This is a genomic window from Candidatus Thiothrix putei, from assembly GCA_029972225.1.
GTDB classification, from domain to species: Bacteria; Pseudomonadota; Gammaproteobacteria; order Thiotrichales; family Thiotrichaceae; genus Thiothrix; species Thiothrix putei.
The window spans coordinates 1,551,299-1,565,774 of sequence record CP124756.1; the positions used below are offsets into that span (position 1 = coordinate 1,551,299).

The 14,476-nt window shown below is 49.9% G+C and carries 11 protein-coding genes and 1 pseudogene; 6 read left to right on the forward strand and 6 right to left on the reverse strand.

The window, feature by feature from the left end; genetic code table 11:
• Window positions 1-107 precede the first annotated feature (107 nt).
• Together QJT81_08020 and QJT81_08025 are read left to right on the forward strand one after the other, a co-directional pair.
• Complete coding sequence (locus QJT81_08020) at window positions 108-530, forward strand: hypothetical protein (protein ID WGZ95915.1); 423 nt, start codon at window positions 108-110, stop codon at window positions 528-530.
• A 27-nt stretch (window positions 531-557) separates the two neighbouring features.
• Window positions 558-1,289 (forward strand): amino acid ABC transporter ATP-binding protein, encoded by a 732-nt coding sequence (locus QJT81_08025; protein WGZ96460.1) that lies wholly within the window; start codon window positions 558-560, stop codon window positions 1,287-1,289.
• A gap of 26 nt (window positions 1,290-1,315) precedes the next feature.
• On the opposite strand, the gene QJT81_08030 is transcribed toward QJT81_08025, so the two are convergent.
• A complete protein-coding gene (locus QJT81_08030) occupies window positions 1,316-2,827 on the reverse strand; it encodes a fumarate hydratase (GenBank protein WGZ95916.1) in 1,512 nt (503 codons plus the stop codon).
• A 102-nt stretch (window positions 2,828-2,929) separates the two neighbouring features.
• A complete protein-coding gene (locus QJT81_08035; protein WGZ95917.1) occupies window positions 2,930-3,673 on the reverse strand; it encodes a sialate O-acetylesterase in 744 nt (247 codons plus the stop codon).
• 80 nt (window positions 3,674-3,753) lie between these two features.
• On the opposite strand from QJT81_08035, the gene tsaD reads away from it, so the two are divergent.
• On the forward strand, window positions 3,754-4,755 hold the full coding sequence (tsaD, locus tag QJT81_08040; GenBank protein WGZ95918.1) for a tRNA (adenosine(37)-N6)-threonylcarbamoyltransferase complex transferase subunit TsaD: 1,002 nt from the start codon (window positions 3,754-3,756) through the stop codon (window positions 4,753-4,755).
• Window positions 4,756-5,141: 386 nt separating this feature from the next.
• On the opposite strand, the pseudogene QJT81_08045 reads toward tsaD, so the two are convergent.
• Window positions 5,142-6,190, reverse strand: a pseudogene (locus QJT81_08045) (IS630 family transposase).
• A 155-nt stretch (window positions 6,191-6,345) separates the two neighbouring features.
• Between QJT81_08045 and QJT81_08050 the strand changes: the two are divergent.
• From QJT81_08050 to QJT81_08060, 3 genes are all read left to right on the forward strand, one after another.
• On the forward strand, window positions 6,346-6,729 hold the full coding sequence (locus tag QJT81_08050; protein WGZ95919.1) for a DUF6394 family protein: 384 nt from the start codon (window positions 6,346-6,348) through the stop codon (window positions 6,727-6,729).
• A 15-nt stretch (window positions 6,730-6,744) separates the two neighbouring features.
• Window positions 6,745-8,421 (forward strand): NAD-binding protein, encoded by a 1,677-nt coding sequence (locus tag QJT81_08055; protein WGZ95920.1) that lies wholly within the window; start codon window positions 6,745-6,747, stop codon window positions 8,419-8,421.
• A gap of 119 nt (window positions 8,422-8,540) precedes the next feature.
• A complete protein-coding gene (locus QJT81_08060) occupies window positions 8,541-9,050 on the forward strand; it encodes a helix-hairpin-helix domain-containing protein (protein WGZ95921.1) in 510 nt (169 codons plus the stop codon).
• A 69-nt stretch (window positions 9,051-9,119) separates the two neighbouring features.
• Here QJT81_08060 and QJT81_08065 read toward each other — a convergent pair whose 3' ends face one another.
• From QJT81_08065 to QJT81_08075, 3 genes are all read right to left on the reverse strand, one after another.
• Window positions 9,120-9,809: a cell division protein ZipA C-terminal FtsZ-binding domain-containing protein gene (locus tag QJT81_08065; GenBank protein WGZ95922.1), complete on the reverse strand. Its 690-nt coding sequence runs from the start codon at window positions 9,807-9,809 to the stop codon at window positions 9,120-9,122.
• Between the two features lie 33 nt (window positions 9,810-9,842).
• Window positions 9,843-13,346 (reverse strand): chromosome segregation protein SMC, encoded by a 3,504-nt coding sequence (gene smc / locus QJT81_08070; protein WGZ95923.1) that lies wholly within the window; start codon window positions 13,344-13,346, stop codon window positions 9,843-9,845.
• A gap of 84 nt (window positions 13,347-13,430) precedes the next feature.
• A complete protein-coding gene (locus QJT81_08075) occupies window positions 13,431-14,411 on the reverse strand; it encodes an exopolysaccharide biosynthesis polyprenyl glycosylphosphotransferase (GenBank protein ID WGZ95924.1) in 981 nt (326 codons plus the stop codon).
• Between the last annotated feature and the right edge of the window lie 65 nt (window positions 14,412-14,476).

The window sequence follows — 14,476 nt, forward strand, 5'->3', positions numbered from 1 at the left end:
GTCACCCAAGGCTTTGATGTGTTGCCACCCCCAAACCAACCAAATGGCGGCAGGTGAACAACCGCGCGATTTCCGCGCTCCATTGCCCAACAAGCAGGCAGTGAAAAATGCTGTTTACGGGCTTCAAACGCTGTTGCTACCCTTACCAGAAATTCGACTCGGTGGATGGCGAATTGGCACTGGCAAAGGTGCTGGAAGACGATGACAGCGTGTTGAAATGGATGAAACCTGCCTCCGGCAAGTTCAAAATCGAGTACCAGAATGGCAACTGGTACGAACCGGATTTTGTGGTGGAAACCAATAACGTTTGCCTGTTAATGGAACCCAAACGCGCGGATGAAATGGATAGCGTCACCGTACAAGCCAAGCAAAAAGCGGCGCAACGCTGGTGTTATTATGCGAATGAACATGCTGCCCAAACCGGCGGCAAACGTTGGCAGTATGTCTTGATTCCGCACGATAAAATCCTGTTGAATACGTCCGTTACCGGATTGGTGGCGCGTTTCGCAACCCAAGAAAAATCCCTGTGATGGAGCAGTGTGAATATGTCTGATTACATGATCGAATTCGCCAAAGTCAACAAATGGTACGGCAACCAGTTCCACGTGCTGCGCGACATCGACTTGCAGGTACGCCGGGGCGAACGTATTGTCATTTGCGGCCCTTCCGGCTCCGGCAAATCCACCCTGATCCGTTGCATCAACCGGCTGGAAAGCCACCAGCAAGGCAAGCTGATCGTGGATGGTCTGGAACTCAGCGATGACGTGAAAGTGCTGCATGAAGTCCGCCGCAAAGTCGGCATGGTATTCCAGCAATTCAACCTGTTCCCGCACTTGACCGTGTTGGAAAACCTCACGCTTGCGCCGATTCAGGTCAACAAACTTTCCAAAGCCGAGGCGGAAGAGCGGGCAATGGCGCAACTACAGCGCGTACAAATTGCCGAACAAGCGCACAAATACCCGCTGCAACTCTCTGGCGGTCAGCAGCAGCGCGTCGCGATTGCACGTACCTTGTGCCTCACCCCGCAAGTATTGCTGTTCGACGAACCCACTTCCGCGCTTGACCCTGAAATGATCAAGGAAGTGCTGGATGTGATGACCGAACTCGCCGAACAGGGCATTACCATGCTGTGCGTTACCCACGAAATGGGCTTTGCCAAATCGGTAGCCGATCGCGTGATTTTCATGGATGCGGGGCAGATTGTCGAAGAAAACAACCCGCACGATTTCTTCAACCGCCCGCGCAACGAGCGCACGCAGGCGTTTTTGGCGAAGATTTTGGCGCATTGATCAGCCGTTGCGCCAGTCTGTGACAATTAGTGTGCTAAACGTGCATCAATAATCTTTTTCCATTGTGCAGGGCCGGTGGTATGCACCGACTCACCATTGCTATCGACAGCAACGGTGACTGGCATATCCTTGACCTCGAACTCATAAATGGCTTCCATGCCCAGTTCGGGGAACGCCAGCACTTTTGCGCCCGTAATCGCTTTGGATACCAAATACGCCGCCCCACCGACTGCCATCAGGTAAACCGCGCCGAATTCCTTGATCGCGTCAATCGCAATTGGCCCGCGTTCGGATTTGCCGATCATGCCCAGCAAACCCGTTTGTTGCAGGATTTGGCGGGTAAATTTATCCATACGGGTAGACGTGGTGGGACCAGCAGGGCCAACCACTTCATCACGTACTGGATCAACCGGGCCAACATAGTAAATGAAGCGCCCTTTCAGATCGACCGGCAGTTGTTCGCCTTTGTTGAGCATGTCGATCATGCGCTTGTGTGCCGCGTCACGCCCCGTGAGCATTTTGCCCGACAGCAAGACGGTTTCGCCCGGTTTCAGGTTACGCACTTGTTCGGGGGGGATGGTGTCGAGGTTGACGCGGGTGGCTTGTGCGCCGCTTGCCAACGAGATTTGCGGCCAATTGGAAAGATCAGGAGGGGTTTGCAAAGCTGCGCCCGAACCGTCCAGCACGAAATGGGTGTGGCGCGTCGCTGCACAGTTGGGGATCATGCACACGGGCAAAGATGCAGCGTGCGTCGGGTAGTCTTTGATTTTGACATCCAGCACGGTGGTCAAGCCGCCCAAACCTTGTGCGCCAATACCGAGTTGATTGACCTTTTCGTAGAGTTCCAGACGCAATTCTTCGACGCGGTTTTGTGCACCACGGGCTTGCAGTTCCTGAATGTCAATGGGTTCCATCAGCACTTCTTTTGCCAATACAGCGGCTTTTTCAGCCGTGCCGCCAATGCCAATGCCGAGCATTCCCGGCGGACACCACCCTGCTCCCATTTCTGGCACGGTTTTCAACACCCAATCCACAATGCTGTCAGAGGGGTTAAGCATAACCATTTTAGATTTGTTTTCAGAACCGCCGCCTTTGGCTGCCACGTCAAACGACACGGTGTCACCGGGGACGATTTCGTAATGAATCACCGCTGGCGTATTATCTTTGGTGTTTTTCCGCGCACCCGCAGGGTCGGCGAGGATGGAGGCACGCAATACGTTATCAGGGTTCAAGTACGCACGGCGCACGCCTTCGTTGATCATGTCGGAGAGGCTCATCTCACCTTCCCACTGCACGTTCATACCAACTTTGACGAATACGGTGACGATGCCGGTATCTTGGCAAATCGGGCGGTGGCCTTCGGCACACATGCGCGAATTGACGAGGATTTGCGCAATAGAATCCTTCGCCGCTGGTGATTCTTCACGTTCCCACGCCTTGTGCATCGCTTCGATGAAGTCGATGGGGTGGTAATACGAAATGAATTGCAACGCATCCGCCACACTGGCGATTACGTCGTCTTGCTTAATAATGGTCATGGCTCTACTCCCTTGGTGGTTACGGTACTGCGGGCGGAGACTGTTTTTGTTGTGGCGCACAATCGTAGGTGAAAATGCGCGTGAATACCATTATTTCATGCGCTACTTCATCTGTTGAATGTAGGCTTTTGCGAAGCGTTTGCCTAATTCCATTTGTCCTTGTGCGTTGTAGTGGATGCCGTCATCCTGCTTGCCCAGCCCGTCGGTAGAAACCATCAGAGCGTGGGCTAGCGAACGTTGCGCGGCTTGTTGCTGATTGCGTACTGATGCGATGGATTTGGCATGTTGCTCGTGTTCCAGATTAATTTGCCCGTAAATGAACAAACTGTTGGGAGAAACCAAATCCGTGCGCAATTGTGTCACCAGTGTTGCCAAGCGTTTGCCATATTGTTGGGCAACACCGAGAGATTCTTGCGCATCACTTTCACCCTGCATCCACAGAATTGCGTCTGCTTGCAAGGTCGTGTCTTTGGGAGTGGCAAAACCAACTTGGCGCAGCAAGCCTTTGTAAAGCGCCTGCCCCGGTTGCCATTGCTGGATCAGACTGCCCGACGCAGCTTGCTTGACGAGAATAATCGTGTCGTTGGGAAAAGCGCGGGCAACTTCGTGCGCAAAGCTGACTTCGGGGCCAAACCACGCGAATTTTGCCAGCGGGTGTTCGCGCCCTTGGTAGAAATATTTCACATTGGCGGGGGTGGTTTTGTAAGTGGCGGGGAGTTCGCTGACTTTGCCACGTCCCATCATGTTGGATTGTCCGGCGAGTAAAATCAGCCGATCTTTTGCCCATACCGTAGGAGTCTGTGCCAACAGCACGAGTGCCAGCAAGGGCATCCGGAAGAATCGCATGTTTCCAATACCTTGTTTTGTCATCGTGCAACTTTAGCATATATACTGCCGTTCATCTTGTTTAACCCCAGAAGACCCTCATGCGCGTACTTGGAATTGAAAGCTCTTGTGATGAAACCGGCGTGGCATTGTATGACACCGACAAAGGCTTGTTGGCGCATCGCTTGTTCAGCCAGATTGCGATGCACGCTGAATACGGCGGTGTCGTGCCGGAATTGGCCTCGCGGGATCATATTCGTCGCGTGTTGCCGTTACTGCGCGAGGCGTTGGTGGATGCGGGCATGACGATGACGGATATTGATGGCATTGCCTACACCGCAGGGCCGGGGCTGATCGGGGCATTGCTGACCGGGGCTTCGATTGCACGGTCGATGGCGTGGGGCTTGAATGTTCCTGCCGTGGGGGTGCATCACATGGAGGGGCATTTGCTTGCGCCAATGTTGGAAGAAAATCCGCCGGAATTGCCGTTTGTGGCGTTGCTGGTGTCGGGTGGGCATACCATGTTGGTGGATGTGCCGCGCATTGGCGAATACCACATTCTGGGCGAAAGCGTGGATGATGCGGCGGGTGAGGCGTTTGACAAGACGGCTAAACTGATGGGATTGGATTATCCGGGGGGGCCGTTGCTGGCGAAGCTGGCGGAACAGGGGCGTGAGGGGATTTACAAATTTCCACGCCCGATGGTGGATCGACCGGGGTGTGATTTCAGTTTCAGCGGCTTGAAGACGTTTTCACTGACCACCTGGCAAAAGTCTGGGCAAACAGAACAGGATAAAGCGGATATTGCGCGGGCGTTTGAAGAAGCCGTGGTAGATACCCTGTTCATCAAGTGCCGTCGAGCCTTGGAACAAGCTGGGCGCAAGCGGCTGGTGGTGGCGGGTGGCGTGGGCGCAAATCGACGTTTACGGACGCGACTGGCAGAGTTGCAGGCAGAAGTGTATTTCCCGCGATTGGCGTTTTGCACCGATAATGGGGCAATGATTGCGTATGCGGGTGCGTTGCGCTTGCAGGCGGGCGCGAGTGAAGCGGCGGTGATTCAAGCTAAGCCGCGTTGGCCGCTAACCGAGTTAGCGGCACTGTAGCGAGTCGTGTGATTATTCAGCACTAACACTTGGCATGGGGTTAACCTGACGATGGCTGGTTAAGCGCTTCCCTATATTAATGCCAGGAATCTCTATTGCATGATGCAGTAGCGTGGCAACAGGGATAATAATAGCCAGCGAAATAGATGAGGCAATGGCAAAGCGGCTTAACGCCCCTATGCTATGAAAGGTATCCCAAGCTAGGAACTGGCGTATGCCCATGAACATGGTTACAGATGTAGCCACAAGAAATTACTTATCCAATTATAATAATTAATTTAATTAATCGCTGTGATGTGAATCACATTATTTTAATTATTCATTAATGTCACGTATGAGGTGCATGGTGAGAGTCATTGTTGTTGTGGTTCTATGCCTGCTATACCTTACAGCGTCAAGACCTGAACATTTTTAAAGGTTTGAAAATTTGTTGTCATCAACTGGGTCAGTTCTTTCTTGTGATCGGTATCCAGCTTGTCGAGACAGTTGGTGATGGCCGCCTTGAAAGCGGGAAACTTATCATAGTATTTCGAGTACAAGCATTTTTTCTTGACGAACTTCCACAACCGTTCAATCAGATTGAGGTTGGGTGAATAGGTCGGTAAAAATAATAGTTCAATATTGAGCCTTTTCGCACAGGCAAACACGGCTTCACAGCGTTGATACTTGGCATTATCCAAGACCAAAGTGATCGGTATTTTGAGTGCTAACGCTGCAATTTTTTCCAATAATTCACACACGCTGTTAGCGTTGATATAGGAGTCGTTAGTGATCGTGATGAGTTGTAGCGTTATCGCATTGAGTGCGCCCAATACGTTGTAGCGTTGTCGACCACAGGGGGCTTTGATGAATACGCGGGAAAATGACCACAAAAACCCCAGAAACGGTGCTAACACGAAGTGGGCGGCATCGACAAAAAAAGGGCGCGTTTGCCCTCCTTAGCCTCCTGAATGCGCGGTTTTAGTTCATTTTCCAGGAACTTTTCTTGTGCTTCCACATCAGCTTTGGCGGGTATCATCCCCACTTTATGGATGTCCATCCCTATTTTCTTCATAAAGACACGTACCCTGTCCTCACTGCGTTTGATGCCTGTCAGCTCCTCAATCTTAGCGGCTGCCGCCTTGCTGGTTGCGGGGGGATATTCACGAAAATAGGCTTCAATCTTGTCTTTATATGCCATCAAATCACTCTGTGGTTTATTGAATCGTATTTCTTTAAGAGCTTCTAAACCGTTAGGTTGTAGGTAGGCGTTTAGGTAGGCAAGCAGCGTGGCTTCTGTAATCCTTTCCAATCGTTTGATTTCCTTATGCGTCAACTGTTGGGATTTCAGGTACAGCACGGACATTTTCTTACGGACTCTGGGATGAGGATGGCGCTCCTTCCAGTAGAACAGCTCCGCTATCTCATCCTCAGTGAAAGTGATTTTTAATGTCATACATTACTCATGGCTGCTTTTGTTACCAGTCATCTAACCATATTTCCCTGATCAAAAAAACTATTTTATGGCACGGACTGGTATATTGAAAACTTGGCTGGCAAGCCAGTAGTGCTATCGTCTATGCTTGAGATTGATTTTGTTCAGGGATTGTTATGAACTCAGAGAAAGTGGTTTTCGGCTTTTTTATCGTGTTAGCACTAACACTCAACTTTGGTTTTTTTATCGGCGATATTGACAATATTGAGCATCATAATGTGTATGAATTATTCGCTGCTCTGGTTGTTAGTCTAATCGCTACTGTATTGAAGTTTGGTGATCGAACGCACTTGGGCGCTATTTTTCTTGCTACCAGTTTGGTAGCAGACTTACAGTTAATCATGGCGGCACTGATCTGGGGATATGCTGCCCACATCAGTGCCGCAGGGGTGGATACGGGTGCGGCTGTCGCTATCGTCTCATTCTCCGGCGGTGCATTGTTGGCCAATATTATTTCCGTCATTTTGCTGGTGGCTGAAACCATGACGGTGCGGCGCTAATACGCGGGGTAGCTTGTGCCTGATATTTTCTATGTACTGTTAAGGCGATTACGCACCCCGTTGATTGTACTCATCCTGATGTATGCCATCTCGGTGTTGGGTTTTACCTTGATTCCGGGGCAGGATGCAACGGGGCAAACATGGCATATGTCGTTTTTTCACGCGATGTATTTGGTTAGTTATACGGCCACCACCATTGGTTTTGGGGAAATCCCTTATGCTTTCACCGAAGCACAGCGCTTATGGATGATGTTTGTCGTACACCTAACGGTTATTGGTTGGTTATATAGCATTGGTTCATTACTGGCAGTGTTGCAAGATCCCGCCTTTCGTAAGTTGCGCAGTGAGTATACTTTTCAGCGTAGTGTGAAACGCTTGCGTACCCCGTTTTATCTGGTCTGTGGTTACGGTGATACAGGGGGTATTTTGGTTAAGGCACTGGCTGATGAAGGCATCAAAGCGGTGGTCATCGATAAGGATGAAAGTCGTATCAATGCATTAGAACTCAACGATTATATCCGCCGTCCCCTAGGTTTATTAGGTGATGCAGCTAAACCTGCCGTGTTGGAAATGGCGGGGATTACCAATAACTATTGTGTTGGTGTGATTGCATTGACCGATACTGATCAGACTAATCTGATGGTGGCATTGAGCGCGTATTTGCTCAACCCTAATTTGCGGGTGTTAGCGCGTGCTGAATCGGCTGAAGTGGAAGCCAATATCCGTTCCTTTGGCAAAAACGAGGTCATTAACCCGTTTGAAACGTTTGCAGGACGTTTAGCACTCGCCATTCATTCCCCTGGCATGTACACGCTGTTTACATGGCTGACTGGAATACCTCACGAACCTTTGCATGAACCGCTGTTTCCTGAGCGTGGTTTATGGCTGATTGCAGGGTACGGACGTTTTGGCAAAGCTCTCTATCGTCGTTTGCAAGAGGCGGGTATTCCTACACAAGTGATCGAATCTGACCCCCTCAATACAGAGGCACCTGAACATACCATTGTGGGGTCAGGTACTGATGCACTTACCTTGCAAGCGGCTGGTTTACAGAAAGCCGTTGGTATTGTTGCCGGTACACATGATGATGCCAATAATTTGTCTATCCTCATGACGGCACGCGAGTTAAAACGCGATATTTTCATCGTTGCACGGCAAAATCAGCGTGATAATGATCTTGTTTTTGAAAAAGCGGCGTTTAATTTGCTGATGAAGCGGGGAGACGTGATTGCGCACAAGATTTTTGCACTCTTGCGCACGCCTCTCATCAGTGATTTTCTGGAAGCAATCAAGATTCACGATGATGATTGGGCTAATCTGTTGGTCAGTCGAGTTCTGGGTATCACAACCGATGAAGTACCGTATTTGTGGGAAATCAAGCTCAACAAAGCTCGCACTCCTGCGCTGTATAAAAGCTGTTTGATGAATGACGTCATCTTGCTGGATGTGCTGCGTGACCCACGTGAGCGTACCCGGCAGTTACCTGCGATTCCCTTGCTGCTCAAGCGTCAGGAAACGGTATTTGTATTGCCCGCAATGGATATGCGCTTAGAAGTGAGTGATCGTTTATTGATGTGTGCTGCTTATTCAACGAGTCAAGACTTGCAATGGGCTACACAAAACGAAAATGTTTTACATTATTTGCTGACTGGGCAAGAAACCTCTGGCGGTGATTTATGGCGTCGATTATGACAATTTTGTTAAATTGGCCAAAATTAAAGCTATTTTGTCATCATTTCAGGGAATGGCTAATGTTAAGATTTTGTGACAAAACATTTATCCAAGTAACAAGATCATAAGGACATTTAACAATGGAACTAGAAGTCACTGCCATTAAATACGTAGGCCCTGCTACCGTCAAACGTTTAGCTGAACACGGCATAAGCACTGTCGAACAACTTGCCGCTATGCCGGTTGAAGCGCTGACAGTATTGCCGGGCATTGGTGAACATACTGCTCCACTCATTATTGCGAATGCTCAAGAAGTTCTTGCCGCTCCAGCAATCACCCCCCCAAACCCTGAAGTTGAAGCAGAGGTGGAAATAGTAGACGTGCCGGAAGCCATTGTAGAGATGGACGTTGAGACAGTAGAAACAGCCCCTGAATCCGAACTGTCTAAGAAAGAACTAAAAAAACAAGCCAAACGTGCTAAAAAGCTTAAAAAAGCGCAGAAGGTAGCAAAAAAAGCTGAAAAGAAAGCCGCAAAGAAAGCGGAGAAAAAACGTGAAAAACAACTCAAGGCTGAGCAAAAAGCCGTAGAAAAAGCTGAAAAGAAAGCCGCGAAACAAGCCAAAAAAGCCGAAAAGAAAGCGGCGTCATAGCCCGTACCAACCGGTAATAAAGGTCAAATGTAGAGACGCAAGATGTTGCGTCTCTACATGACTAAAGGTTTATGCCGCTAAAGCTAAGAGATCAGAGCGTGTTTCTGAGGTGATAGGTTGTTGATTGTGATCTTTCAAGACACCATTTAACCTATCGGTGAGACGTTCTGCTGTCCGCAAGAAATCATTAATTGCTTCGTTATCGTCAATAGGGCTAGGCAAATTGAGGATCATCGACAGGCCGGGGGTGGTTTGTGTCACGAGTTCTTCTGGTATTAATGTCCATGGTTTAACGCCATTAGCGACGCTGAACAAACTGGTTTCACCTTGCTCCGTTAGAATAAACCGATGGAAAATGTCCATTTCGCCCAAGGTTAGCCCGGCATCATCTAAAGCCTTTAAGACTTCTTCACCCCCAAACCCTGATTCAATATCCGCAGCAATGAACAATACCAGTTGAGGCGGAAGCATCACGGCATTGACAGTGGTGGGCACAGCTTGTGTTTCTTTATAGGTTCCAGACACACTTGACATCATTACATCAGACATATCACGTGCATTCGCTGCTGGACGCTTACCATCCCGCGCAGGAACGTCATCAGCGACACTGGAAAGTTCGTTACCATCAGCATCACGTAGCATCGGAATATTTTCATCCCGCTTAGTGGGTGAGTGGCGACGGGATATGCGACTAATCACGTAAATACCCACTAATGCCGCCAGACCCAATACCATGATAATCAGACTAACCAGTTCCATTTAAAATCCTTTAATCCTTGCTTGTTTCCATCGTTAACTATTTGCCAGTTTGATGGCTTCTGCCATGTCAACCGTTACTAGCCGCGAGACACCCGATTCACGCATGGTAACACCGATAAGATTTTCGGCAAGTTCCATGGTGGTTTTATTGTGAGTGATAAAGATGAATTGTACCTGTTCAGACATATGCCGTACCAGTTCACAGAATCGCCCGACGTTGGCTTCATCCAAGGGTGCATCCACTTCATCTAACATACAAAATGGTGCTGGATTCAGCTCGAAAATCGCAAAAACTAAGGCTACGGCAGTTAAGGCTTTTTCACCACCTGACATCAGGTAAATGGTCGAAATTCGTTTACCAGGCGGACGTGCCATGATAGCAACTCCGGTTGTTAGTAAATCATCCCCCGTCATTTCCAGATAGCATTCACCGCCACCAAATAAACGCGGAAACATTTCACTCAAACGGCTGTTTACTTTATCAAAGGTTTCCTTGAAACGGGTACGTGTTTCGCGGTCGATTTTACGGATAGCGGTTTCCAATGTCTCTAACGCGGCGACTAAATCAGCATTTTGTTGATCTAAGTAGTGTTTGCGTTCTTGTTGCTCGCGGAATTCGTCAATCGCCGCAAGGTTGATCGCGCCGAGACGTTGGATGCTGCGTTGGATGGTTTCCAGTGATTGCAGGAAACTTGCCGGTGTGGCATCTCTGGGGAGTTCAGCTTGAAGGGTAGTCGCATCAAACTCCGTTTTGGCAAATTGTTCCGCAATGGTTTGTTCGCGCACCTGAATGCTTTGCCATTCCAGTTTACGTTGTTCTAAGGCAGTGCGGGAGGCTTCGGCAAGCCGTTCTGCTTGTAAACGTGCGCCATCCTGTTGGCGAATATCGGCTTCTACGGTTTGTAAACGCTGGCGGGCTTGAGTCAGGCGGTACTCGACTTCAGCGCGTTGGGTGAGGGCGATTTCACGTTCGGTTTCCAACTCTGCAACGGGGTCGTCTTGTAAATGCAGTTGTTCTAATAAGGCATCGCGTTGTTGTTCCAGCAATTCAAGGCGACTACTGATGCGTTCGAGTTGCTGCTGGCTATTGTCGCGTTGGGTGCGATTGGTTTCAATGTGCAAGCGTAGGTCTTGAATAGCCGTTTGTTGGTCACGTTGGGTGCGACGGGCATGGCTGACGGTGTGTTGCAGGTCTTCGCGGGTGTTTGCAAGGTGGTCACGTTCAGTTTGTAAGGTTTCTAGCAGTGCTAAAGCGGCATTGCGTTGCTCAGTCGCGCGTTCGTGTTCGGCTTCTTGTTGCTGCTGTTGGGCGCTGAGTTCTGTGCGCTCGGCATCAATTTGCTGACGGCGGCTACTCAGTTGTTCAATGCGTTGTTGCAGGGTGTGTACGCGGTTGCGCTGCTCGGATTCGCTGCGGTGCAAGTGGTTGACATCGGTTTGTGTTTGTTCACGTTGATGTTCTAGTGCACCAATGTTGGTGCGTGATGCTTCGGCACGGGTTTGCCAAGTGCTGAGTTCGGTTTCCAGTTGGGTGAGTTGCTCATGCAAGGTGTCAATTTCTTGCTGGCGTTGCAAAATACCACTGTGGGCATCTTGTTGGCGGTGGCTACGTAGCCAGTTGGAACCAAGCCAGAAACCGTCGCGGGTAACAATGGTTTCGCCAGAGGCAAGGCCGTGGCGTTTTGATAAGGCTTCCCGCAAGCTTTCGGCACAACGGATACCGGCAATCAGCGTCCGGGCCGCTTCGGGGGCGTGGAGTTTACTGGCAAGGTATACCGGTGATTGCGGCGAAGGTGCAAGTGTATGGGATGCCGTTTCCAAGAGTGTCAGCCCGACTTTTGATGCGTCGTCTTGCTCTATCATCCACAATTCGTCGATGCAAATGGCATCAAGGTCATGACTGAGCACGGTTTCAAAGGCAGTTTCCCAGCCATGTTTGATTTTGAGTATCTCAGCAATGCGTGGGGCTTTGGCTAAGCCTTTGTCTTGTAACCACTGTTGACGTGCCTTGTTGGTTTTGTCGAGTCCTGATTGTTGCAAGGTTTCCAAAGAGGCTAAGCGCCCCTGCAATGCTTGGTGGCGAGAGCGTTGCCTGTCAAGCTGGCTCTGTACTTCGCGTTGTTCTTGCTGTTGCTGACTGAGACTCAGGGTAATACTGGCAAGTTGTTCTTCGGCAAATGCAAGTGCTTCAGCCGTAGCCTCACGCTGGGCTTCGAGTAGGTGTAAATCCTCGACAAAACGGTCGGGGGCAAGATTGCTGGCTTCTTGGTGTAAGCGTTCAAGGCGCTGGTTGGTTTGGCTCAGTTGGCGTTCTAGTTGTTCCATGCGAGCTTTTTCGACTTGCGCTTGGCGTGTGGGGTCGGCGATGCGCTGCTGGAGGGTGTGCCAGTGTTCTTGCCAGTCGTTGAGTTGGTCTTCGGCTTCGGCGAGGTGCTCTTCCGTTAGGGAGAGTTGTGCGCTTAACTCAACTTCTTGCGGTATCAGATTGGCGAGAGCTTGTTCGCAAGCGGTGAGTTTGGCACGGTCTTCCGTTGCATGGCGTAGTGTTTCTTCGATGCCGTGTTCGGCAGTGCGCAAAGCGTCTTGTTGACGGCGTTGAATATCATGTTGGTGTTGGATGCTTTGTTCAATACGCGCAATGGTTGCTCCTGCTTGGTAATACTCGCCTTGTACCGCATTGAGGGTTTCGTTGGCATCGGTATAGTGTTCACGTAACTCAGTAACGGTAGCATCGAGATGGTGCATTTGCGCGAGGTGCGCTTGGTATTCAGTGGAGCGTTGACTCAAGTCATGCAAGCGTTGTTCGCTATCGGCTTTAAGGCTTTGCCATTGCAGGAGTAACACGCTGGCTTCGAGTTGGCGTTCTTGGTCACGTAATTCGCGGAAACGTTGTGCGGCTTTGGCTTGTTTATCGAGACGTTCGAGTTGTTTTTCTAATTCGTCGCGTAAGTCAGAGAGGCGTTCCAAGTTTTCGCGGGTATGGGCGATGCGGGTTTCGGTTTCGCGGCGGCGTTCTTTGTAGCGGGAAATACCGGCAGCTTCTTCGAGGGTATTGCGCAACTCTTCGGGTTTGGCTTCGATCAGGCGCGAAATCATGCCTTGCTCGATGATGGCGTAGCTGCGAGGCCCTAAACCGGTGCCGAGAAAAATATCGGTAATGTCGCGGCGGCGGCATTTGGTGCTGTTAAGAAAGTATTTGGAATCACCGTCACGGCTGACTTGGCGTTTAATAGAAATTTCAGCGTATTGGGCATATTCACCGCCGAGAGTGCCATCACTGTTGTCAAATACCAATTCTACTGAGGCTAAACCCACCGGTTTGCGGGAGGATGAGCCGTTGAAAATCACGTCTTCCATGGACGCGCCGCGCAGGTGTTTGGCGGATGATTCACCCATCACCCAACGTACCGCATCAATGGTATTGGACTTGCCACAGCCGTTGGGGCCGAGAATACCCGTGAGGTTGCTACGTAAATCCAGTGTTACGGGGTCAACGAAACTTTTGAATCCAGCAATACGGATTTTGCTCAGGCGCACGTGTTGGGGTCTTTACTCTACTTGGGGGCGATGATTTTACGGGAGTCAGGCGGCAAAAGGCTAGTGCTGATTGCCGCCTAGCGTTTACACCCCCTGACCTGTCAGTACAATACGCACGGTATCCAGCAGAATTCGCGCATCCATCCACAGATTTTGGTGTTTGATGTAGTAAATGTCATAACGGTGTTTATGCATGGCATCTTCCACCGATGCACCATAGGTATAGCGCACTTGCGCTAAACCGGTGACACCGGGTTTGACGGTATGGCGGAAACGGTAGAAGGGGATCTGTTTTTCCAAGTCACGAATAAACACTTCACGTTCTGGGCGCGGCCCCACGATGGACATTTCTCCCTTCAGTACGTTAATGAGTTGCGGTAACTCGTCAATACGGGTTTTGCGGATGAACTTCCCCACCCGGGTAATGCGGCTGTCATGTTTGGAGGCCCAGCGTGCACCGTCTTTTTCCGCATCTTCACACATGGAGCGGAATTTGAGGATGTCGAACTCTTGGTTGAACAAACCTGTACGGCGTTGCTGGAAAAATACCGGGCCGGATGATTCCAATTTGATGGCGAGTGCTGTGACTAGCCAAATGGGTAAGGTTAGTGCTAAGAGTAGCAGTGATACGCCAATATCCATCCAACGTTTCAGCAGTGGGTAGTGGTTTGAGGTGTTTTGCCGTTTGCTGTTATCCAGTAAATAATCAGCGTTTAGTAAATCAACTTCAACAAAGTTAAGACGCTTATCCAAGTGATCTAACAAGGCTTCGACTTGTGCGCCAGCCGTGGCAGCATTCACTAAAAAGCTCAATTGTAAGTCGCTGAGTGCAGCCAGCCCACAAAAGCATAATGTTTTGTTACGGTAGTCACGAATGCCGTAATGGTTCATGACATGGGGTATTTGATTGCGTTGTAAGACATCGCTGATCGCTTCTACATCATGCTGAGGTGCATACACGTATAACGGTTTGGTTGTGGCAACATCATCGCTTGGTGAAAGGTATGCTTTATCACGCAAAAACGTGGTCGCTGTTGCCCGGAATGCTAGGCTGGTATCTGGCATGATGTTTGCTCCACAAAGACCGTACTGGGGGGCACTGCAATTCCCACTGGTCGTTATTTTTAATA